At 43.4% G+C, this 23,903-nt stretch carries 21 protein-coding genes; 17 read left to right on the plus strand and 4 right to left on the minus strand.

Features of this window, described 5'->3' with window-relative positions:
* The first annotated feature begins 7 nt into the window (after positions 1–7).
* The 5 genes from CI960_RS03100 to CI960_RS03120 all read left to right on the plus strand — a co-directional run bounded on the left by CI960_RS03100 (position 8) and on the right by CI960_RS03120 (position 9,366).
* Positions 8–1,171 (plus strand): N-acetylmuramoyl-L-alanine amidase, encoded by a 1,164-nt coding sequence (locus tag CI960_RS03100; protein ID WP_005855080.1) that lies wholly within the window; start codon positions 8–10, stop codon positions 1,169–1,171.
* Positions 1,172–1,208: 37 nt separating this feature from the next.
* Entirely contained in the window at positions 1,209–2,093 is an 885-nt protein-coding gene (locus tag CI960_RS03105) for an MlaD family protein (RefSeq protein WP_005855082.1), read from the plus strand.
* Between the two features lie 366 nt (positions 2,094–2,459).
* Positions 2,460–3,857 (plus strand): chromosomal replication initiator protein DnaA, encoded by a 1,398-nt coding sequence (dnaA, locus tag CI960_RS03110; protein ID WP_008774487.1) that lies wholly within the window; start codon positions 2,460–2,462, stop codon positions 3,855–3,857.
* A gap of 257 nt (positions 3,858–4,114) precedes the next feature.
* Positions 4,115–6,655: an adenosylcobalamin-dependent ribonucleoside-diphosphate reductase gene (locus tag CI960_RS03115; protein ID WP_005855085.1), complete on the plus strand. Its 2,541-nt coding sequence runs from the start codon at positions 4,115–4,117 to the stop codon at positions 6,653–6,655.
* Positions 6,656–6,678: 23 nt separating this feature from the next.
* Complete coding sequence (locus tag CI960_RS03120) at positions 6,679–9,366, plus strand: 4-alpha-glucanotransferase (protein WP_005855087.1); 2,688 nt, start codon at positions 6,679–6,681, stop codon at positions 9,364–9,366.
* A 39-nt stretch (positions 9,367–9,405) separates the two neighbouring features.
* On the opposite strand, the gene CI960_RS03125 is transcribed toward CI960_RS03120, so the two are convergent.
* Positions 9,406–9,777, minus strand: coding sequence for a polymer-forming cytoskeletal protein (locus CI960_RS03125; protein ID WP_005855088.1), 372 nt, complete (start codon positions 9,775–9,777; stop codon positions 9,406–9,408).
* Positions 9,778–9,868: 91 nt separating this feature from the next.
* Between CI960_RS03125 and folB the strand changes: the two genes are divergently transcribed.
* The 4 genes from folB to CI960_RS03145 all read left to right on the plus strand — a co-directional run bounded on the left by folB (position 9,869) and on the right by CI960_RS03145 (position 13,743).
* On the plus strand, positions 9,869–10,237 hold the full coding sequence (gene folB, locus CI960_RS03130) for a dihydroneopterin aldolase (protein ID WP_005855090.1): 369 nt from the start codon (positions 9,869–9,871) through the stop codon (positions 10,235–10,237).
* 77 nt (positions 10,238–10,314) lie between these two features.
* Positions 10,315–11,751, plus strand: a complete 1,437-nt coding sequence (locus CI960_RS03135) for a monomeric [FeFe] hydrogenase (RefSeq protein WP_005855092.1) — start codon at positions 10,315–10,317, stop codon at positions 11,749–11,751.
* 5 nt (positions 11,752–11,756) lie between these two features.
* A complete protein-coding gene (locus tag CI960_RS03140; protein ID WP_005855094.1) occupies positions 11,757–13,004 on the plus strand; it encodes a PNGase F N-terminal domain-containing protein in 1,248 nt (415 codons plus the stop codon).
* A gap of 94 nt (positions 13,005–13,098) precedes the next feature.
* Positions 13,099–13,743, plus strand: a complete 645-nt coding sequence (locus tag CI960_RS03145; RefSeq protein ID WP_005855096.1) for a MarC family protein — start codon at positions 13,099–13,101, stop codon at positions 13,741–13,743.
* 35 nt (positions 13,744–13,778) lie between these two features.
* Here CI960_RS03145 and CI960_RS03150 read toward each other — a convergent pair whose 3' ends face one another.
* Complete coding sequence (locus CI960_RS03150; RefSeq protein ID WP_022192094.1) at positions 13,779–14,015, minus strand: hypothetical protein; 237 nt, start codon at positions 14,013–14,015, stop codon at positions 13,779–13,781.
* A gap of 104 nt (positions 14,016–14,119) precedes the next feature.
* Positions 14,120–14,530, minus strand: a complete 411-nt coding sequence (locus CI960_RS03155) for a glycoside hydrolase family 20 zincin-like fold domain-containing protein (RefSeq protein ID WP_224202054.1) — start codon at positions 14,528–14,530, stop codon at positions 14,120–14,122.
* A 327-nt stretch (positions 14,531–14,857) separates the two neighbouring features.
* Here CI960_RS03155 and CI960_RS03160 point away from each other — a divergent pair, with 327 nt between their 5' ends.
* From CI960_RS03160 to CI960_RS03200, 8 genes are all read left to right on the plus strand, one after another.
* The gene (locus CI960_RS03160; RefSeq protein ID WP_226766808.1) at positions 14,858–15,214 is read left to right on the plus strand and encodes a two-component regulator propeller domain-containing protein; all 357 of its coding nucleotides are present in this window, start codon (positions 14,858–14,860) and stop codon (positions 15,212–15,214) included.
* Positions 15,215–15,290: 76 nt separating this feature from the next.
* Positions 15,291–15,800, plus strand: coding sequence for an AraC family transcriptional regulator (locus CI960_RS03165; RefSeq protein WP_005855105.1), 510 nt, complete (start codon positions 15,291–15,293; stop codon positions 15,798–15,800).
* Positions 15,801–16,003: 203 nt separating this feature from the next.
* Positions 16,004–17,227, plus strand: a complete 1,224-nt coding sequence (locus CI960_RS03170) for a site-specific integrase (protein WP_005855107.1) — start codon at positions 16,004–16,006, stop codon at positions 17,225–17,227.
* Positions 17,228–17,722: 495 nt separating this feature from the next.
* Positions 17,723–18,262, plus strand: coding sequence for a UpxY family transcription antiterminator (locus CI960_RS03180; RefSeq protein ID WP_005855111.1), 540 nt, complete (start codon positions 17,723–17,725; stop codon positions 18,260–18,262).
* Positions 18,259–19,386, plus strand: coding sequence for an MraY family glycosyltransferase (locus CI960_RS03185; protein WP_005855113.1), 1,128 nt, complete (start codon positions 18,259–18,261; stop codon positions 19,384–19,386). The genes CI960_RS03180 and CI960_RS03185 overlap by 4 nt, the downstream gene beginning before the upstream one ends.
* Positions 19,387–19,410: 24 nt before the next feature.
* The gene (locus CI960_RS03190) at positions 19,411–20,229 is read left to right on the plus strand and encodes a polysaccharide biosynthesis/export family protein (protein WP_005855116.1); all 819 of its coding nucleotides are present in this window, start codon (positions 19,411–19,413) and stop codon (positions 20,227–20,229) included.
* 33 nt (positions 20,230–20,262) lie between these two features.
* Positions 20,263–22,647: a tyrosine-protein kinase gene (locus CI960_RS03195; RefSeq protein ID WP_005855118.1), complete on the plus strand. Its 2,385-nt coding sequence runs from the start codon at positions 20,263–20,265 to the stop codon at positions 22,645–22,647.
* A gap of 5 nt (positions 22,648–22,652) precedes the next feature.
* Positions 22,653–23,378 carry a tyrosine-protein phosphatase gene (locus CI960_RS03200; protein WP_005855120.1) on the plus strand — a complete coding sequence of 242 codons (726 nt, stop codon included), beginning with the start codon at positions 22,653–22,655 and terminating at the stop codon, positions 23,376–23,378.
* Here the strand turns inward: CI960_RS03200 and CI960_RS03205 are convergent, their stop codons facing one another.
* The gene (locus tag CI960_RS03205; RefSeq protein ID WP_005855122.1) at positions 23,379–23,894 is read right to left on the minus strand and encodes an N-acetylmuramoyl-L-alanine amidase; all 516 of its coding nucleotides are present in this window, start codon (positions 23,892–23,894) and stop codon (positions 23,379–23,381) included. It abuts the gene before it with no gap.
* Positions 23,895–23,903 lie beyond the last annotated feature (9 nt).

The following is a 23,903-nucleotide window of genomic DNA, read 5'->3' on the forward strand; positions in this document are numbered from 1 at the left end:
TTAGAAAGTGAGCAAAAAGTCTTTTCTATATATTAACTTGCTATTTGCGTTGTTTTTTTTCTTGCCCGGACTTCAGGCGAGAGAGAAGACTTTTACGGTCGTGATCGATGCTGGGCATGGCGGTAAGGACCCGGGAGCTAGAGGGGCGAATGTTAATGAGAAGGAGATAAATCTCGCTGTCGCCTTAAAATTGGGTCGATTGATAGAGAATAACGCGGAGGATGTGCGTGTGATCTATACTCGTAAGACGGATCGTTTTATCGAGTTGGACGAACGTGCGAATATAGCGAACCGCAATAAGGCGGATCTTTTCGTGTCTATCCATACGAATGCCGTAAAGCGTGGAAGTACCGTGCAAGGTACGGAGACGTATACGCTGGGTTTGGCCCGTAGCGAAGAGAACTTAGAGGTGGCTATGAGTGAGAACTCAGCGATCTTGTTGGAGGATAATTATCAACAACGGTATGAGGGATTTGACCCGAACTCTTCGGAGTCCTATATCATTTTCGAGTTTATGCAGAATAAGCATATGGAGCAAAGTATTAGTCTGGCTTCCGAGATACAGAAATCGTTCGGGGCTTGTAAGCGGGTGGACCGTGGCGTAAGACAGGCTGGTTTTTTGGTGCTTCGTAAAACGAGCATGCCCAGTGTTCTGGTCGAGTTGGGGTATATCTCGAATCGTCAAGAAGAGCAGTTCATGAGAACCGCCGCCGGACAAAATAAATTGGCGGAAGCGTTGTACGATGCTTTTTGCAAATATAAGAAGAATTACGATCGTCGTAAAGGAAATATTTCCGGAGCTGTCGTTGCTCCCGTAGCGAATGAGAAAACTCCGCCTCCGGGGAGCGAGGCTGATATCTTAAATAAAAAACAGCAAGCCACAAGACAGAAAACCTCAGTTTCTTCTACCACTTCCGTGAACAGGAACACGAAAGGAAAGGTTATATATAAGATACAATTCTTGACTTCCAATAAGAAGCTTCCTGCGAACTCCCGGTTATTTAAGGGGTACAAGAACGTGGATTTCTATGTGGAGAAAGGTATCTATAAATACACGTATGGCGAGACTTCGGATTTTAACTCGATCCGGAAGATGCGCCGAACGATCGCAAAAGATTTTAAAGATGCTTTCATCATCGCTTTTAAGGATGGGAAGAAGGTGAAATATTAATGATTTAGGAATAAATTATACATTATAAATAAAGGAAATGAAAAGTGTATTCACTAAAGAGGCGAAGATCGGACTTGTGACGATCGTAAGTCTGGCGTTATTGTATTTAGGCATTAATTATCTGAAGGGTATTAACCTGTTTCAACCGGTGAACCATTACTACGTATCATTCAGCAACGTAAAGGGGGTGACGATTTCCAGCCCTGTATTTGTGGATGGTTTTAAGGTGGGATTGGTTCGTGATATTATTTATGACTATGATACGACCGGTAAGATCATCGTTGAGGTTAGTTTGGAAGATAAGATGAGGCTGAATAAGGGAAGTTATATAGCGGTTGTCAATACTTTCTTAAGCGGAGCTGAGTTGCATATCCATTTGAACACTTACGTGGATGACTTTTTGAAGCCGGGTTCTACGCTTGAGGGACGAATGGAAGAGGATATGATGCAATCCGTACAGGAGAAGATCTTGCCAAGCGTTGAGAACCTTTTGCCGAAGATCGACACGATCTTGGGTAGCTTGCAAACCTTGATCGCTCATCCGGCCTTGGCTCAATCCTTGAATCATATCGAAAAAACGACTAGCAACCTAGAGGTGTCTACCCGTCAGTTGAATCAGATGTTGAGTAAGGATGTACCGGGTATCGTGAATAACTTGAAGACGATGACGGATAATTTCTCGGAGGTGAGCGCCAACTTGAAAGAATTGGATTTGGCTACAACGGTCAATTCCATCAATGCGACCTTGGCGAACTTGAAGTTGACTACGGATAAATTGAATTCGACGGATAATAGCATCGGCTTGTTGTTAAACGACAAAGGATTGTATGATAATCTGAACAGCACGATGGACAACGCCTCTAAGCTATTGCTTGATTTGCGGGAGAATCCGAAGAGATACGTGCATTTCTCTGTTTTTTGATTATGTTAAAAAATCATAGCATAAAAGACGTTATTTAGAATCATTCTAATTAGACAAAAAGTTAGGGGACTCCTGCTGATTATATACATAAGGCCTTTAGGTAAAGTGAGATAGATACTTCCTGAGGCCTTATTCCGTCACCGGACGTCAGCGTTTACGCTTTTGTAGAGGTCTCTAAAATAAAGGGTTTTTGAACATTGGTCGATCTAAATAACAGTAAATCAGATAGGTATTAGTAACTGTCTGAATCTAAAAGGGATATTGAAAATTCATATTTACCAAACAAAATAGCACTTTTTTTTTCGGAATTAATTTCTAAACTTTGTAGTCCGAATGTAAAAAGTATTAGTGGGAGAGAAAGAAAACATGCAGACTGATTATCAAACATTGTGGAATAAGTGCCTTGCGGTCATAAAGGATATTGTGCCTAAGGCAGCTTTTGACACATGGTTCGTACCTATCGTTCCGTTATCATACGAAGACAAGAAGTTTACCATACAGGTGCCTAGTCAATTCTTCTATGAGTATCTGGAAGAGAAGTATGTTAATGTTTTGAAAGTTACATTGTATCGTGTAATCGGTCAAGGAACCATTCTTAACTACCGTATCATGGTGGATAAGACAACTGGTGGTACGGTTGATTATCCGGCGGAGAATGCTTCCACCGCTGTAAAGAAAGTCACTCCCAAGGACGCTAACAAGGCTCCGAATCCTTTTATGACGACTGCTCCGCAGGATTTGGACCCTCAGTTGAACCCGAAGTATAATTTTGATAATTATTTCGAGGGTACGAGCAATAAGCTGGTTCGTACGGCGGGTGAGGCTGTTGCCCAGAATCCGGGAAAGACTACGTTTAACCCGTTGTTTATTTTTGGTCCGTCAGGAGTGGGTAAAACTCACTTATGCCATGCGATCGGAACCCGTATCCGGGAGTTGCATCCGGAAAAAAAAGTGTTATATGTATCTTCGCATTTGTTCCGGGTACAGTTTACAGATGCTATCCGTAAGAATACGACTAATGACTTCTTGAATTTCTATCAAAATATCGATGTGCTGCTGTTGGATGATATACAGGAGTTGATCGGTATGGATAAGACTCAAAATACATTCTTCCATATTTTCAACCACTTGCACCAGTTAGGTAAGCAGCTTATCTTGACTTCTGATAAACCTCCTGTGGATTTGCAAGGGATGGAAGAGCGCTTGATCACCCGTTTAAAATGGGGATTGACGGCTGAGTTGAGCCGTCCGGATCTGGATCTACGTAAAAAGATACTGAAGAATAAGATCAACCATGACGGAATCATGATTCCGGATGAGGTCTTTAACTTTATCGCTAATAATGTGACGGAGAATGTCCGTGACTTGGAAGGTATTCTCGTCTCTTTAATGGCTAATGCGGTTATCAATAATCGTGAGATCGATCTGCCGTTGACGAAACGTGTGGTTAGCCAAGCGGTTCGGTTGGAGAAGAAACAGATCTCCGTACAGATGATTCAGGAGATCGTTTGCAAGTATTTCAACTTGGAGCAATCGGTTATCCAGACTAATTCCCGTAAACGTGAGATCGTGCAAGCCCGTCAGATCACGATGTATTTGGCGAAGAAATATACGGACTCCTCTTTTTCCCATATTGGAAAGATCGTAGGAAAGAAAGACCATGCGACGGTCTTGCATGCTTGTAAGACGATCAAAGACCAGATTGAGACTAGTAAGTCTTTCCGGTCTTCCGTAGAGGAAATCGAGGTCTTGCTCAAGAACTAAATTAAGAATCCCTATATAGTAGGATAAGGACGTCTCTCTAAAGAGGCGTCCTTCTTTGTTTTGGAAGATCCGTATAAGTGTTAAGTTTTCTTTTTGGAAAACTATTTGATGCTTAGTTTTGTTTAAGTAGTTGAAAATGTGGAGTTGCAAGTTTTGTTTTGGAAAACTTTTCAATAAGTATTCTTTTTAACGTAGGGTAATTTGGATAACTGGTAAAGTATGCGTAAACTTGCAGTCGCAAAATAAATATAATAATTGTGGATCGTAAAACTTACACTTTTGACGAAGCGTTTAAGGCTTCATTGGATTACTTTACCGGTGACGAGCTCGCCGCTAAAGTATGGGTAAATAAATATGCCTTGAAGGATGCGTTTGGAAATATCTATGAGGAATCTCCGAATGATATGCATCATCGCTTGGCAAGTGAGATTGCCCGTGTGGAAAAAAAGTATCCGAATCCGTTGTCGGAACAAGAACTTTTCGACCTGTTTGATCATTTCCGCTACATCGTTCCGCAAGGAAGTCCGATGACGGGAATTGGCAATGATTATCAAATTGCCTCACTCTCTAATTGTTTTGTTATCGGATTGGACGGGCAAGCGGATTCGTATGGTGCGATTATTCGTATTGACGAAGAACAGGTACAATTAATGAAGCGCCGTGGTGGTGTAGGCCATGATCTTTCGCATATTCGCCCGAAAGGTTCTCCGGTTAAGAATTCTGCGTTGACTTCTACCGGGTTGGTTCCGTTTATGGAACGTTATTCGAATTCCACCCGTGAGGTGGCCCAAGATGGCCGTCGTGGAGCTTTGATGCTGAGCGTTTCTATTAAACATCCGGACTCGGAGGCGTTTATCGACGCTAAGATGACGGAAGGTAAGGTTACAGGTGCAAATGTATCTGTGAAGATTGATGATGATTTCATGAATGCCGCGGTTAATGGCGGTACCTATAAGCAACAATATCCAATTGATTCGGATTCTCCCGTTTATGTGAAGGATATCGATGCTTCTGGCTTATGGAAAAAAATTATTCATAACGCTTGGAAATCCGCTGAACCGGGTGTGCTATTCTGGGACACGATCTTACGTGAGTCTGTACCAGACTGCTATGCGGATCTGGGGTTCCGTACGGTTTCCACGAATCCTTGTGGCGAGATACCTCTTTGTCCGTATGATAGTTGCCGTTTGTTAGCGATCAATTTATATTCATATGTGGTAAATCCGTTCACTCCGGACGCTTATTTCGATTATGATTTGTTCAAGAAGCATGTAGGTTTGGCCCAGCGGATTATGGATGATATTATTGATTTGGAGTCGGAGAAGATCGAGATGATCTTGGCTAAGATCGACTCGGATCCGGAATCCATGGAGGTAAGACAAACAGAGCGTCATTTGTGGGAAAAGATCCAACGAAAGACTTTGCAAGGACGCCGTACAGGTGTGGGCATTACGGCGGAAGGCGATATGATTGCCGCTTTAGGTTTGCGTTATGGAACAGAAGAAGCAACCGATTGTGCGGAACTTATACAAAAGACATTAGCTTTGGCCGCTTATCGTTCATCCGTAATGTTGGCGAAAGAACGTGGTGCCTTTGAGATATTCGATGCGAAGCGTGAGGAAAAAAATCCGTTCATCAACCGTTTGCGTGAGGCTGATCCTGCTTTATATGAGGATATGTTGAAATACGGCCGTCGTAATATCGCTTGCTTAACAATCGCTCCGACAGGAACGACTAGCTTGATGACACAAACCACTTCCGGTATAGAGCCGGTATTCTTGCCGGTATATAAGCGCCGCCGCAAAGTAAACCCGAACGATTCCGAGGCTCGTGTGGATTTCGTGGATGAGACAGGCGACGCTTTCGAGGAGTATATCGTATTCCATCATAAGTTTGTAACGTGGATGCAAGCGAATGGTTATTCGGCAAGTAAGAAATATACACAAGAAGAAGTGGAGGAGCTAGTTGCTAAGTCTCCTTATTATAAAGCGACTTCCAATGATGTCGATTGGTTACAAAAAGTCCGTATGCAAGGACGCATTCAGAAATGGGTGGACCATTCTATCAGCGTAACGATCAATTTGCCGAACGATGTAAGTGAGGAGTTGGTAGATTCTTTGTATGTTGAGGCATGGAGATGCGGATGTAAAGGATGTACTGTTTATCGAGATGGTTCTCGTTCCGGTGTCTTGATTGCGACAGATAAAAAGAAGAAAAAAGAGGATTGCAACTGCATGCAACCACCGGTTATCGTATCTACCCGTCCTCGTGAATTGGATGCGGATGTGGTAAAATTCCAGAATAACCGTGAGAAATGGATCGCTTTCGTCGGCTTGTTGAATGGCCGTCCGTATGAGATCTTTACCGGTTTGGCCGATGATGACGAGGGTATCATGTTACCTAAAAACGTTTCTAAAGGTACGATCATCAAGAGCTATGATGAGGATGGTAATAAGCATTACGACTTCCAGTTCAAGAATAAACGCGGTTATAAAATGACAATCGAAGGCTTGGATGGCAAGTTTAATCCGGAATATTGGAACTATGCTAAATTGATTTCCGGTGTGCTCCGTTACGGAATGCCTATCGATCAGGTTATAAAACTGGTACAGGGTATGGAGTTGAATAGCGAGTCTATCAATACTTGGAAGAATGGCGTGGAACGGGCCTTGAAGAAATATTTACCGAACGGCATGGAAGCGAAAGGGCAGAAATGTCCGAACTGTGGGTTGGAGACCTTGATTTATCAAGAAGGTTGTTTGATCTGCACGAATTGCGGAGCCTCTAAATGCGGTTAAATAATTGACTAAATCTATATACCATGAAAGTCACTTTTAATATAAACTTCCATACCGTTTGGGGACAGAAGTTATGTGTAGTGGGCTCCATACCGGAATTAGGCTCTTGGGAACCAGCTTTGGCTAAGGAGATGAATTACTCTGGGGATGGAAACTGGAAACTGGAACTGGATCTTCCACCCGATATAAAAGATATAGAATATAGATATTTCTTAAGTGTTAATGATAAGCAGATCTTTGAGGAGTGGGAGAAGAATCACCGGATTGTATTGGATGGACAATCTGATTCTTACATCCTTTATGATTATTGGCAAATCCGTCCGGATAATCTAGCCTTTTATTCTTCGGCTTTCACCAAAAGTTTATTCGCTCATCCCTGCAATACACATGAGAGGGTCGTTAGAAGTGGAAGAAAATTGGTGATAAAGATATCCGCTCCCCGGGTGGAAAAGAATCAGTGTGTAGCCATTACTGGAAATCAAGAATGCTTAGGTAACTGGCATCCGGACAAGGCTTTATTGCTGAGTTGCGATACTTTCCCGGAATGGCATATTGATTTAGACGCTGCGGAGATACGGTATCCTTTAGAATATAAATTTTTGGTTTGGGATAATGATTCCCGTCAACCTTTGTATTGGGAGAGTGATGAGAATCGTATTCTAAGTCTTGTTCCCCAGAAACAGGGTGAGACCGTTGTTATATCTGGTCTTTACTTCCGGGATAGCTTACCGTTATGGCGTTGTGCCGGCTCGGTTATCCCCGTCTTTTCCTTGCGCTCGGAAAAGAGCTTTGGAGTAGGTGATTTGGGAGATTTACACATGTTGGTGGATTGGGCTAGAAAGACGCACCAACGTATCATTCAAGTATTACCTATGAATGATACGACAATGACCCATACTTGGGTGGATTCCTATCCGTATAGCGCTATTTCTATTTATGCCCTTCATCCCATGTATGTGGATTTATCGGCTTTGGGGACCTTGAAAGATCCGGAGAGAGCTGCTTTTTATGCAGGGAAGCAAAAAGAATTAAACGCAAAAGATACGGTTGATTACGAGGAAGTACTGAAATATAAATTGGGTTATTGTCAAGAATATTTCGCAGGGGAGGGTAAGGCCGTATTAGATACGCCGGAGTTTAAAGAGTTCTTGGCGCAAAATGAGTCATGGTTGATGCCTTACGCTACTTATTGTTTCTTGCGGGAAAGTTATGGGACATCGGATTTCTCTCAATGGCAAGGTAATTCTACTTACAATAAGACACGTGTTCGCACCCTATGCCGGGAAGATAGTGACGCATGGCCGGAGATCTCGTTCTCTTATTTCTTGCAATATGTATTGCACAACCAGTTCAAGTCGGTATCGGATTATGCCCGTAAGAATGGAGTTGTATTGAAAGGTGATTTACCCATTGGCGTGAGCCGCACTAGTGTAGAGGCTTGGACGGAACCGAAATATTTTAATATGAATGGTCAAGCGGGTGCTCCCCCCGATGACTTTTCCATGAACGGTCAGAACTGGCTGTTCCCGACTTATAACTGGGATGCGATGGAGAAAGATAATTTCTCTTGGTGGAAAAAACGCTTCGCTAAGTTAAGTGATTATTTCGATTGTTTCCGTATAGATCACATCTTGGGATTTTTCCGAATATGGGAGGTTCCTTGTGAATATGTGCAAGGGCTTTGTGGTCATTTCAATCCAGCGTTGCCGTTCTCGAGAGAAGAGATCGAGCAGTATGGATTGAATTTTAACGAATCTCGTTTCACGACCCCACATATCAATCGACAATTTTTATCGGAATTGTTTGAGGAAAATACAGAAGAGGTGATAGGTGCTTATTTGGCACAATCCTCCTCCCGGCATTATGTGTTAAAACCGTTCTGTGATACGCAAAGGAAGATTGAGGCGTTGTTTGCGGATAAGGCGGATCCAGTTTCCCTACGGATCAAGAATGGCCTGTTTACGATTGCGAATGAGGTATTATTTCTTCGTGACCCAAGAGAGACCGATAAGTTCCATCCCCGGATCTCGGCGAATCAATCCTATATCTATCGGGAATTGAGTGGTTCCGACCGTTATGCGTTCGATCAGTTATACTGGCATTTCTTCTATCATCGCCATAATGATTTTTGGAAGGCGCAAGCGTTTAAGCGTTTGACACCGTTGGTCGCGTCCACGGAGATGTTGGTTTGTGGAGAGGATCTAGGTATGATCCCCGCCTCTGTTCCCGAGGTTATGAATAAGTTGCAAATACTAAGCCTTGAGATTGAGCGTATGCCGAAGAGTCCGCAGCGGGAATTTTCCGATATGTTTAATTTGCCTTATCATTCCGTTTGTACGACTTCTACACATGATATGACTCCTCTTCGTAATTGGTGGAAAGAAGATCCGGAGAAGACACAGCGTTATTACAACCATGTATTGCAACGGATCGGTGAGGCCCCGGATGAATGTACGGCTGAAATCGTTGCCCAGATTATTTCTAATCATTTGAAGACTCGTTCCATGCTGACGATTATTCCGTTGCAGGATTGGTTTGCTATGGATGATTCTATCAAGCGAAAGGATATAGAATCCGAGCGTATTAACGTTCCTGCGAATTCAACGCATTATTGGCGCTACCGGATGCATATTACGTTGGAACAGCTTTTGCAGGCTGATAACCTGAATAATAAGATAGTCTCGTTGATAAAAGAGGCTGGACGAAAATAAGAAAGACTAAGGGCCGTATCGAAAAGTGCGGCCCTCAGTCTATTTGTCCGCTTTCTTTTTCTCGGAACACATCGAGCAGGCTCCGTTGAACCGTGCGTTTGGTTCGATCTCTAGGGATTGGGTATATATATCTCCCTTGATAATTGCTGTTGATTTTAGAATAAGCTTTGCGCTTACTTTTACGGAGCCATCTACCTCACCGAGAATCTCAGCATTCTCGGATACGATATTGCCTGTTACGCTACCTTTGGGGCCGATAACGATCTTGCCGTTGCAACTGATGTCCCCTTCTACTTTTCCATCCAAGCGAAAGTCTGTCTCTGTGATAATATTACCCTTTATCGTTGTCCCCGCAGCCAAGGCGTTGTGTAATCCGCCTGCGGAATTTTCATCTTTTTGTTTTATTCCCATCATAATGTGTTGTTACTTGGTTGACAAATATAAGACTATTTTTTTGCAGGAAGGTTTACTTTCTATACATTTACAGATAAATTAAAAGATTATGACAACAAAGATTGAATTACGAAGGATGACATTCTATGCCTATCATGGCGTGGCACCCCAAGAGACCCGGGTTGGGAATACTTTTATCGTAGATTTGATACTGACAGCGCCGTTGGAGAATGCGGTATGGAGCGACGATTTAAGCGATACGATCAATTACGCCACAGTATATGAAACCGTGAAAGCAGAAATGGCTATCCCCTCGAGACTTCTTGAGCACGCGGCGGGGCGTATCTTGAAGGCTTTGAAAGAGAGATTTCCACAGATCACGGAGGTGGAACTTGTCTTGTCTAAATTAAATCCTCCGTTTGGCGGAGATATTCATAGTGCTTCGATAATTCTTAAAGAAAGCTTTCTTTCTGTTTAGAAACTTTTATTTACCTTCGCGTTTGTAAAGAAGTGATGCGATATACGATATACTAAAAGCACAAATACGATAACATTATGGCATTTACCAACAACGTAATGATTGTTCGTCACGGATTGCTGGCGAAGTTAGTAAAGCTCTGGAAAGAAAACCGTCTTCTAGAAGAAATAGATCGCTTACCGATCGAGTTGAGTCCCCGAAAATCGAAAGTGAGGGGCCGTTGCTGTGTACATAAGGAACGTGCCGTCTGGAAATACAAGACCTTGCCTTTGCTTGGTTTTGATATGCAGGACGAGGAAGATGAGTTGACACCGCTTTCAGAGTATGCGAAGCGTGCCTTGTTCCGCTCGGAGAATAAGAAGGAAAATATCATGTGTGTAGTGGATGAGGCGTGTTCCTCTTGTGTCTCCGTGAATTATGAGATCACGAATCTTTGCCGGGGTTGCGTGGCTCGTAGTTGTTATATGAACTGCCCGAAGGACGCTATCCGATTCAAGAAAAACGGTCAGGCCGAGATTGATCATGAAACTTGTATCAGCTGTGGTAAATGCCACCAAAGCTGTCCGTACCATGCCATCGTTTATATCCCGATCCCTTGCGAGGAAGTTTGTCCGGTTAAGGCGATCAGCAAGGACGAGTATGGGGTGGAGCATATCGACGAGTCTAAATGTATATATTGCGGTAAATGTGTGAATGCTTGTCCGTTCGGTGCTATCTTCGAGATCTCGCAAGTATTCGATATCTTGCAACGCTTGCGGAATAAGGAACAGATGGTAGCGATTGTCGCTCCGTCTATCTTAGCTCAGTTTAGCGCTCCGAAGGAAAAAGTGTATGGCGCTATCAAGTCCTTGGGATTCGAGGAAGTGGTTGAGGTGGCGCAAGGCGCTATGGAAACCACCCGTCATGAGGCGGAAGAATTGATCGAGAAATTGAAAGAAGGACAACCGTTCATGACCACTAGTTGCTGTCCGTCTTACGTGCAATTGGCCGAGAAACATATCCCGGATTTAAAGAAATACATCTCTTCTACTGGATCTCCGATGTATTATACGGCCCGTATCGTGAAGGAAAAATATCCGGATGCGAAGATCGTGTTTGTTGGCCCGTGCGTGGCGAAACGAAAAGAGGTGAAACTAGATCCGTGCGTGGATTTTACACTTACGTTTGAGGAAGTAGGTTCCGTATTGGAGGGATTGGGTATCAAGATCGAGGAGGCCCAGCCTTTCTCTGTATTATTTAACGCTGTCCGTGAGGCGCATGGCTTCGCCCAAAGTGGTGGTGTGATCAACGCCGTTAAGGTTTATTTGAAGGACGAGAACGTAAATGCCGTGCAGGTAGCCAACCTGACAAAGAAAAATGTGGCATTATTACGTGCTTATGCTAAAACCGGAAAGGCTCCCGCGCAGTTTATAGAAGTGATGGCTTGCGAGGGCGGTTGTGTGACCGGTCCTTGTACGCACGCCGATAAGACTGCCGGACAAAAGCAGCTTATTAAGGAGCTTACTAAATTCTAGACAAAATGATTAAAAAATTGGTTTTATTTGTCTCCTTGACGGGAGTTTTTCTATGTACCGCTTCTTGCGGACATAAAGAATTACCGTCAATGGGAGATTATTCCGTACAGGTATTTAATGATACCCACGTACGTTTCGCTCCGGATGTATATCCCGCCGCTTTTAACGCTCCGGGACCGGACAGTATCTATCATTTGGTGAATGGCCGTATTATCTTGAAGAAGGTAACATTGCCGGAATATAAGCGAAACGTTTCCGTCAAACTCCGGGTTACGGTAGCTTCGAATGGAGATCGCTGGGATAAATCCGGCTCTTGTTTTGTATTGCCAAATGCCTCGGGCATTAATTTGTTGAATATCGCTAAAGGGGAGAAGGAGTTTCCTGCGGTGGATAGCGTGAAACTGGAGAAGATGATCGGTATCATCCCCGGGACGGATTATCAACCTACCGTGGAATTGATGCGTTTCATGACTCCGTTCGGAGTAGGGCATTACAGTAGTCCCGAGGATAGCTTGACGAAACATCGTAAACCTGTGTATGTCGACCATTGGGAGGATAGCGTAAGCTGGGAGCAAGACATAACCGATTTGTATCCTCTTCTGGAAGGTGGCGCTTATGTTGGGATCTTTATCGATACATGGACACCGGAAGGATACGTCGCTAGCATGACGATCGATGTGGACGAGTCCGATCTGACTTGCGACGCTTTGCCGAAGAAACATGTAGAGCCGTTGATGAATACGGTTTATTATATCGGGCAGGAATATCCGGATATATTCGCCCGGAAGGACGTGTCATTGGATTTTGATATTCCTCAAGGCGCACGTGATGTCCGTCTGAAATATATCGTTACGGGACATGGCGGTCATTCCGGTGGTGATGAGTTCGTGGAGAAACAGAATATTGTATCTGTTGATGGAGTTCCTGTCTTGGATTTTGTTCCTTGGCGTACGGACTGCGCTTCTTTCCGTCGTTTTAATCCGGCTACCGGGGTTTGGTTGAGAAAGCGTCTGGCTGCCTATATCACCGAGAAGGGTTATTCGGAGAAAGAAGTAGAGGAACCCTTGGCGTCTTCGGATCTTTCCCGCTCTAATTGGTGTCCCGGATCGGACGTGATACCGGAAGAGGTGGAGCTGAAGGATATCCAACCCGGCCATCATACGCTGACGGTGAGTATTCCGGAAGCGGCAGAAGTGGATGGGAATAAGCTGAATCATTGGTTGGTCTCAGCCTATTTGGTCTGGGATGAGTAAATAATGTGATAATATGTTATGTACCAATGTGCCAATCATGCTCTCTTCAACTAATTGGCATATTGGCACATTAGCCAATTAAAAAATTATTGATATGGAAGACTTGTTACCTTTCGCCCTATTATGTTTCACTTCGTTTTTTACGTTGACCAATCCACTCGGTACGATGCCGGTTTTCTTGACCATGACCAATGGTATGAATGACCATGAGCGGAAAGCGATTGTCCGAAGGGCCACGATCGTGTCGTTCATCACCTTGATGGTTTTTACTTTCTCCGGTCAGTTCCTGTTTAAGTTCTTTGGTATCTCCTCGAACGGCTTTCGCATAGCTGGCGGCTTTATTATCTTCAAGATTGGGTTTGATATGCTTCAAGCACGCTACTCGAACGCGAAGTTGAAAGAGGAAGAGGTGAAAACCTATGCGGATGATATATCCATTACTCCTCTGGCAATCCCGATGTTGTGCGGTCCGGGAGCGATCGCCAACGCAATCATGCTTATGGATGACGCCTCGACACTCAGCTTAAAGGGTACGTTGATTGGTATTATCGCATTGGTTTATTTTATCACGTTCTTGATCTTACAAGCTTCTACCCGTTTGGTACGGATATTGGGAGAGACTGGAAATAACGTGATGATGCGTTTGATGGGATTGATACTGATGGTGATCGCCGTGGAATGTTTCGTAAGCGGATTGAAGCCTATCTTGATCGATATCTTGCGTGAGGCGATGGGCTAACAAATTACCAGACCAGCTTCTTTCTGCGATGGGCGCTAAATATTGGAATAACCTTTTTTATCCTCATCGCAATCGGAGATATTTGCTTTCCAGATAAGTAGCTCTGCTTGGAACGGGAGATACGATATGATATCATGGGTGTGTGTTGTTCCGTTTGAGATCGTGATCTTCTTGGATTTAGCATACAGGTTCATATCCTTCATTTTTTGCTGTCCTTCAGGTGTCGTATCATGAACTTCTTGTGTGAAATGAAGTCTGTTTATTTTTAACATGGCTAGGTGATCGATTAATTCTTTGAGATTATCCTTCGAGATGAGAGTGAAAGGTGTGTGTATTGCCACGGTCCGATTGCTGTATCGGGGGCCATCTAGTATGGTCATTCCCGGTACGTTCCATTGAATATCTCTACCTGAGTTGGGCTGTTTATTGCTGGAGGAAGCAGAAAACGTAAGGTTTGCGTTGCGTAAAAGAAACCTTTTTGTCCGGATGCTTTTATTAGAATACAAGAGGGGGCTATATTCAGTTTATAATGTTCGGCCGCTAGTTCTCTGTCTGTGCGGAATATGATATTGGCTCGTTTGTCTTGTATTTTTATTTCCGGGGTGAATCCGGCGGAAAGCGTGAACAGATCGGTCAACTCCCGAGCGATCATAGCCTGTTTTTCATTTTCTACACTGATGAGGGTTGCCTTGTTGAATGTGAAATCACCTTTGTCTGATACACTTTGCAAGGGGAAAGGAATGATCTCCGGTTTTTCGTCCGGAAGGAAACATTTTACAAGTATCATAACCAAAATAATAAAATATATACCCGTTGTACGTAACATAAGAATAATTTTTAATGATATGCTTTTTTGTTTAATTTTTCACTTGCTGCAAATCTATGCTTTAAGGATATTTTCTTGAGTCCAAAATCGTCCGTGAAAATTCAAAAAACGTTTTTTATACTCTGCAAGCCTTATATTTCGGACGATTTAGTGTTTTTGCCGAACAATGGGTGATATACAACTATGCGAGTATTTTGGAAGTTTTTACAATTATATCTATTGCTGTTTTTAGTGTGTTTAACAGAGTCTCTTTATGCAGCTCCTAGGTATTATTTTAAACAAATCTCTTTGGAAAACGGATTATCGCAGTCTTCCGTAAAATGTGTGCTGGTAGATGAAAGAGGGGTTATGTGGATTGGTACCCGATTTGGGTTGAATCGTTTCGATAGGGAAAAGATTACCGTTTATCAGGAGGAGAGGGAGAATCCGCATTCTCTTCCTTATAATGATATAGTTTTTTTGGAGGAAGATGCGGAGGGAAATATTTGGGTAGGAACCTGTTGCGGATTGGCATATTTCGATCGTGGTACTTTCCGGAACCTGCTTTTGAGTCTTCTTCCGGTAATATTTATATTTCTGGAGTGGAAGGGCTGGTTAGGATACGGCCCGGCTATGACATTCATGAGGAAGAGGATTTTTCTGTGAGCATGATTAATTTGGCTTTAGATGGGTTACCGATTCATCCTGATGGTATATCCGGGGAACAGGCTATTTCCATTCCGTGGGATTATGTTTCCCTTGGGAGGGGTATAAATCAGGGGCGGATATCTATTTGGCGAAGCCGTTTGATATAGATTCCTTGTTGGTGATTCTGCGGAATATATTAAGACAACGAGACCTACTTCGTGTGCGTTATCGTGAGTCCGGTTGTCTATTCTCTCCAAAAGAGGATGCGACAAGCAATGCGGACGAACAATTCATGTGTAAATTGAATACGTTGCTTCGGGAGAACTTGAGTAATCCGGATTTGAATGTGCCTTTTATAGCCTCTGCGATGGCGATGAGTAGAACGACGCTTTATAGCAAGTTCAGTCATTTGTCGGATGTCTCGGTTGGTGATTATGTGATTCGGTTTCGTATGGTCGAGGCTTCTCGGTTGCTTTCATCTCATAAGGATATGAGTATTCAGGAAGTAGCGGACCGTGTCGGTTTTTCCAGCGCTCGTTATTTTAGTACGGCTTTTAAACAAAGCTATGGGGTCACTCCAACCGAATATCGTCGAAATAATTAAGTGTTAGTTGCAGACTATTCTTTTCATAAATTCAATCTTTTTAGCAGAATCTGATAGATATCTCCTATAAACAACTTTTTGGGTGAGTCATATGTTTTAAATAGCTCCTGAATGAGGACATTATGATAGATTTTCTATGATAATTATTATTGTCTACCTATTGACATTTCGGGTTGGCTAGTGTAAAATTGGCTTAAAAAAGTATGGCTACAATAAAAGTAAAGTTTCGTCCATCGACGGTGAGAGGCAAAGCGGGTGTTGTCTGCTACCAACTTTGTCACAGACAGGAGAATAGGCAAATAACTACCGATATGCGGATATTTCCTCATTGGTGGAATGGGGAGAAACGAGAGTTGGTTGTTACGCCTGACAATGAAAAAACTATTTTTTCTTATCAGAAACGAATAAATGCGGACTTAGTTGCGATCCGGAAAATCATTCGGGAATTAGATGCTGTAGGGGATGAATACACCTTATCCGATGTGATCAGGAGATTTCGATCTCCAAAAACTGAAACCGGAATGTTGGACTATTTGAGAAAAGAGATTGGACTCCTTCATGATAGCGGTCAATTCAGTACTTCCCGTAATTATTTACGAACATTGAACAGCTTCTCCTCTTTTTTAGAGAATTGTGATATACCTCTCACCGCATTAGACTCCGATACGGCTTGCAAATATGAGAAATGGCTATGGGGAAGGAGAGTGAGTAAGAATAGTAGCTCATTTTATATGAGAATCTTGCGTGCCGCTTATAATAAAGCTGTACAAGAGCAACTTGTGGAGCAAGCTTTTCCTTTTCATGAGGTATATACCGGGATCGCCAAGACATCGAAACGTGCCGTTAGTGAAAAGACCATTTTGAAGTTGCAGAGACTTGACCTGTCTTATTCATCGGCTTTGGCTCTCTCTCGGGATTTGTTTGTATTCAGCTATAGTACTCGAGGGATGGCGTTTGTGGATATGGCTTATTTGAAAAAAGAAAATATAGGTAAAGGGGTAATTACTTACTGTCGCCATAAGACCGGTCAAAACCTGACGTTGCGAATTGAACCTTGTATAGAGGCGATCTTGAGACGATATCTATCGGACTCTTCGAAAACTCCCTATGTATTTCCAATCATTACCGATGAAAATCCGGATCGGGCTTACTTGCAATACCAAACGGGATTGAATTACCATAATCAGAAATTAAAGCGATTGGGGAAGTTAATCGGTGAGACATTGCCTCTATCTTCATACACTCCCCGCCATAGTTGGGCTACCGCTGCACGCAATCATAATATCCCTGTTGCGGTTATCAGCGCAGGAATGGGACATACCTCCGAGAAGACAACTCTTATTTATTTGGACTCTTTGGATAACTCGTTGATAGACAATGCGAATAATGGAATTTTAAAAGACCTAAATTCTACTGTCTCTTGGTAAGAAATCTTAGAAATACGTCGCAAATGTAATTATAATCTGCAAAACAAAAAAATAAAGGGGGGATTTTTGGATATAAATTGTATCCTCTGTTGATGTAACTCGTTAACAAATAGCATATATAAATACGTTAATTGTTTTCTTCTCTATTATTCTTTGTCTGGTCTGGAAAATGAGAGTGTATACTTTTTTCGACAACAACCTTATCTTTTTTCGAGTATCAAATTGAGTAAACCGAGTAAAAAAGTAGTTTTTATACATTTTATGTATTTGATAATAAGATAAATAACTATTTGTACTGTTTCTTACCAAGAAACGGTAGAAATATAGGGTTAGGGTTTCCCATTCACTGTAGTCAGGAATGGTCCTCATTTCGGAATTTTATATAAAAATAGCCGGATTAACCTTGATTGCTGTATATCCTTTAATCAAAAAATAAGGAAATACAGGAATGGAAGGTATATCCTCTTTGTACATGAATAAAAACGGTATAATTCATTGAAAACAATAACACTTGACGGCAACCATTGGTTTGCGCTAAAAGTATTTTATAACAAAGTTTTTGAGATCGAGGAATCCCTCAAGAAGGATGATATCGATTGCTATTTCCCTTGTGAGGATGCGGTGGTCATGCGGAATGGAGTAAGAAAGATCATACGTAAACCAATTATCAGTTCAATCCTGTTCTTTCATTCTACGACGTTGCGTGCGATGGAGATACAGCGACAATTCACGGACAAGGTGATACTGTATACAAGAGATAAGGAATTGAAAAAGGTGCCACTTATCATTCCGGACCGGGAGATGAATATTTTCATGTTGGTCACGTCATCCGGCGAGAAAGGAATGGAATATTTGGGGGCTGACAGTACCAAGTTTTGTCGGGGAGAACGTGTGAGAGTGATTGACGGGAAATTCAAGGGGGCGGAAGGATATATCTGCCGGATCAAGAAAAACAGCCGTTTGGTTGTCGCCATTCAGGGGGTCTGTGCCGTAGCGACCTCCTATATCCCACAAAGCTTTATTCAAAAAATATGAGAACGATAATAGAGACCGGTCTTTTTTTATCGGGTGGTTTTTTGATATCCATTTTACAGGGATTGATACTTATCCCCAATATCTTGTTGATCTCCTATAAGAAACGATTGTTCGATCAGCCCGACGAGCGTAAGGTGCATTCCATACCTGTTCCCCGCTTGGGAGGTATCTCTTTCTTCCCGGCGATACTCGTGTCGCTCTGTTTGATAATCGGTCTGTTCCATTGCGTTGGGATTCCGATAGCTCGTTTGCTAACCGATCGAAGTTTGTTGGAGTTACTGTTTTGGGTCAGTGGTTGTATGCTACTTTATCTCATTGGTGTGGCAGATGATCTGGTGGGTGTCGGTTATCGTTACAAATTTGTTGTTCAGGTTTTTACGGCGATCCTATTGGTGTTGCCGGGGGCATGGATTAACTCGTTAGGCGGTTTGTTCGGAATTTATATGCTTCCTTCGTGGGTGGGTATTCCTTTGACGGTTTTGATAGTCGTTTATATAACCAACGCTATTAACCTGATTGACGGTATAGACGGCTTGGCTTCCGGCTTGAGTTGTATCGCGCTTACCGTATTGGCGGCTATCTGTATATCTAACGGATCTTATTTTTATGCATTGTTGGCGTTAGCTACATTAGGTATATTGATACCTTTCTGGTTCTATAACGTTTTTGGCAACGCTCAGCGTGGGCACAAACTTTTCATGGGGGATACAGGAAGCTTGACGATCGGTTATATCCTCAGCTTCTTGGTAATACAACTAAGTGTCGTACATTCAGATGGGGAGGTCCGGACAAACCCTTATATGGTTATAGCATTCTCGACGCTCCTGGTTCCTCTTCTTGATGTCTTCCGTGTGGTGTTGCATCGATTACGTAAAGGCAGGAATCCCTTCTTACCGGATAAGAATCACATCCATCATAAGTTGTTGCGGACTGGTATGCGTGTCCGTACGGTATTGGTGACGGTCCTGTTAATCTCCTTCTTTTTCATAGGGATGAATATCCTGCTGTCCCCGGTTTTAAATCTTACTTGGTTATTGGTACTAAATATGTTGTTGTGGGCATTGATACATCTTATCATCAACCGGTGCATCATCCTTTATCAGGAAAAAGAGTGGCATCAATGAAATCAAATCAATTAATTTTATATCATGAATAAGAGTTCTCGTTATTCACATGTGTTTTTCATACAATTGGTAGGGTTGTTATTTCTTTTAAGCGCCTGTTCCACTACGCACCAAACGAATTATTTTCAAGATCTTCACCCCGGAGAGAGTGAGCAGAAGGTCGTGTCTCCATTGACGGTCAAGATACGACCGGGCGATCAGATCTCTATTCTGGTGAATAGCCGAGATCCCCAACTGACCAACCTATTTAATTTGCCGATCCTGTCGCAGCAGGTCGGACAGGTATCGCAAGGTAGTGGATCAAGTCGTGGCTTGTCCGGCTATACGGTAGACGATCGGGGTGAGATTGATTTTCCTGTATTGGGAAAAATCCATGTGGCGGGGAAAAGCCGGTCTGAGATAGCGGCCTTTATCAAGGATGCGTTGATTACTGGGAATTACGTAAAAGATCCGGTGGTGACCGTTGAATTTATGAACCTTACAATATCGGTTCTGGGTGAGGTGAACAACCCGGGGCGTTTCAATATCGACCGGGATCAAATGACCTTGTTAGACGCTATCAGTATGGCGGGCGATTTGACGATTTATGGCAAACGGGATAAGGTAATGGTACTACGTGAGGAAAATGGAGCGCAACGAGTTTACGGCATAGACCTTTGCTCCGCCAGCCAGATGTATGCGTCTCCCGCCTATAACCTCCAGCAGAATGACGTGATTTATGTGGAGCCGAATACCGTGCGGGCACGTCAGTCCACTGTCAACGGAAACAATGTTCGTTCCACCTCCTTTTGGATATCGCTGGCTTCCTTGTTGACAACGATTAGCGTACTTGTATTCAAATAATAATTGATCATTCAATTCATTCATTAAAAAATTATGGCTCAAAATAACGTTAGAACGGGTCAACCGGAGGACTTCATGCGGATTCAGGACTTGTTTTACCTCTGTCTCTCCAAGTGGTATTGGTTTGTCATCTCTTTGGGGATAACGCTAAGTGTCGCTATTCTTTATGTATTGGTTACTCCTCCGGTTTATATGCGGTCGGCGGCTTTGTTGATCAAGGACGAGTCGAAGGGGCAATCTCTTTCCGGCGAGGTGGGAGGCTCTTTTTCCGATCTGGGGCTTTTTCAGGCGAACACCAATGTGAACAATGAGTTGATATCCTTGCAATCTCCTGCGATTATGCTGGATGTCGTGAATCGATTGCGTTTGGATGTTGCCTATCATACGGATGGGGCTTTTTATCGCAAAGTCCTTTATGGACAGGATCTTCCGGTCTCTGTTTCATTTGCGGATTTGCAAGATAATGAATCCGTGTCTTTTACCTTACGTTTGCTGGATGAGGAGAACGTGGAACTATCCGATTTCATTCGGGAGGGTGAGGAGCTTGAAGAGACCTCGGTCATGACCTGTAAGTTACGGGAGTTGGTTACGACTCCGGTGGGTAAACTGACGATAGATCCGACCCCTTATTTTCAAGGAGCGTTCGCTCAGCCGATTTATGTCTCGCGATCCGGTCTGTATGGCACGTTATCCGCCTATTCCGGTAATTTGAGCGTAGCGTTAAGCGACGAGAAATCAACGGTGATCAACCTCTCGATTAAGGATGTCAGTGTGCGGCGTGCGGAAGACATATTGAATACCTTGATATCCGTCTATAATGAGAATTGGGTAAAAGACAAAAACCAGATCGCCATCAGTACCTCCATGTTTATCAATGATCGTTTGGGTGTGATTGAGGGGGAGTTGGGGAGCGTGGATGAGAATATCTCTACTTATAAAAGCGAGAATCTGCTGCCGGATGTGCAAGCGGCCTCCAGTTTGTATCTGGCGCAATCCAGCGAGACCAATTCCCGCATCCTTACTTTGAACACTCAGTTATCCATGGCCCGTTATATCCGGAACTACTTGACGAACGCTTCCAGCAAGAACCAGTTGCTACCGGCTAACTCCGGTTTGGAAAGCACCAATATAGAACATCAGATATCAGAATACAATACGACGCAGTTGCAACGTAACAATTTAGTGGCGAACAGTAGCGAGCGAAATCCGTTGGTGATGGATCTGGATCATTCCTTGCAGGCCATGCGTACGGCTATCATCTCGTCCATTGATAATCTGGTAGTCACGCTTAATACGCAAATTAGTACTTTGCGACAAAGCGAGAAGCAAACCACGGCCCGTATCGCCGCTAATCCCTCGCAAGCGAAATACCTGTTATCAGTGGAACGTCAGCAAAAGGTAAAAGAGTCATTGTATTTATTCCTGTTGCAGAAACGTGAGGAGAATGAGTTGTCCCAAGCTTTTACGGCATATAATACACGGTTGATCACCCCGCCGACGGGAAATATGCTTCCTATAGCCCCGGTTAAGAAGAATATCTTATTGGTAGCTTTTGCGCTCGGCTTGTTAATACCGGTCGTGATCCTGTTTATGTTGGAGAATATGAATACGACTATTCGCAGGCGAAAAGATATAGAGCGATTGACCATTCCATTCGTTGGAGAGATACCTTTGTCATATCGGGCGAAAAAAGGCTTTTTCCGGCGTAAGAAAGAGGAAAAGGCCATAATCGTAGTCAAGGAAAAAAGCCGCAACGTAATCAATGAGGCATTCCGGGTAGTACGTACCAATTTAGAGTTCATGATGGGAAAAGACGCTCACTCAAAGGTTATCATGGTATCTTCCTTGAATCCCGGTAGCGGTAAGACCTTTATAACGATGAATCTCTCCACGAGTCTCGCCGTAAAAAGTAAAAAAGTTCTGGCGATAGATATGGACCTTCGTCGAGCATCCCTTAGCGATTATATCCATTCTCCAAAGTGTGGCATATCCGATTACCTAAGCGGGCAGGTTCCGGATTATAGCTCTATTATCGTAAAGGGAGAAACTATCGCCGGTTTGGATGTGATTCCCGTAGGTACGATCCCCCCAAACCCTACGGAACTTTTATTCTCGGAACGTTTTGCCACATTGCTGGAACAGCTCCGTATGGAGTATGATTATATCTTTATCGATTGTCCGCCGGTCGAGATCGTGGCCGATGCTTCCATTATCAATAAGTACTCAGACTTGACCTTGTTTATCATCCGTGCGGGATTACTTGACCGAAACCTGTTAGCGGATGTCGAGAAGTTCCATACGGAACGTAAATACGGCAACATGTCTTTGATCTTAAATGGAACAGACGGAGGAGGTAACCGTTATGGCTACAAATATGGCTACCATTACGGCTACGCCGGATATACGAAAGAGGAATAAATAGGATGTGGTTTTTCAAAAAGCAGACCAGTCTTGTGGGAAGCGGTATTTTGGAGGGATTTACTGATTACCATTCACATATATTACCCGGGGTGGATGATGGTGTACAAACATTAGATGAGTCCTTGTATGTATTGGATTGTCTGGAGAAACTAGGGGTTCAATCCATTTGGCTAACTCCGCATATCATGGAAGACTTTCCCAACACGAGCGAGAAATTGAGAGAACGTTTCCAGCTTCTTCTTCAATATTATTCCGGAGGTATAGCTCTCCATTTAGCCGCGGAATACATGCTGGATAACTTATTTGAGGAGCGACTGGCCTCGGAAGACTTGTTGCCGATTGGCAAGGCTCAAAAACATTTGCTAGTGGAGACTTCCTATTTTAATCCTCCGATGGGATTAAATAATATTCTGCTTCGGATCAAGGCAAAAGGCTATATACCTGTACTGGCGCATCCCGAACGATATACCTATATGAATGAGAAAGATTATTGGCGATTGAAAGGTATGAACGTGAGGTTCCAATTGAATCTCCTTTCCTTGGTCGGTGCATATGGTCCGGAGGTTCGAGGTAAGGCGGAGTGGCTACTGAAAAACGGCTATTATCAACTCTGCGGAACTGATATTCATAGTCTTACGCTTTGGAAAGAAAGTGTTATGAAGAAAAGAATATCGGGAAATGTCTCTCGAATGTTGCAAGGCATCATAGCGACACATTTCCCGGGATAGTTAATGGAACAAGTAACGATATTCATCGCACGAGAAGCAGGGACAAGCTTTCTTTACGCCGGGCAAGTCACGATGCCCCACGATAAGCGCATGAGGAAAGAGCGTGTGGAGTTTCCACAGGAGTTCCCTCAATCGCTCCTTCTGTTCCGGGGTACGGGTATCGGCGGTTTTGCCGCTTTCATCCAATCCGCCTTCATAACAAATACCTATGCTGCAACGATTGAGTCCACGGACATGGGCACCTACTTCCAGCAGTCGGCGATGCTGTGTCACGATTCCACTCCTGCGGATATAGAAATGATAGCCGATGGTACGGAATCCCCGTACCTTATGGTCACGGTGAAGCTGTTCCACCGTATAGTCACGGTCACTTTGGGTAGCGGAGCAATGTATGACGATGAAGCGGACAGAGTCCGCCCCATTCATCATCAATCCGCTTTCCACTTGCGTCAGCAGGGTACGCTCGTTGAGCGTCTCTTCTCCGCCGACAATCATGGGAAATGTTTCTTGCGTCATTGTCACTAG

The sequence above is a fragment of the Parabacteroides sp. CT06 genome (assembly GCF_002257605.1).
In the GTDB taxonomy this organism is placed as follows: domain Bacteria; phylum Bacteroidota; class Bacteroidia; order Bacteroidales; family Tannerellaceae; genus Parabacteroides; species Parabacteroides distasonis.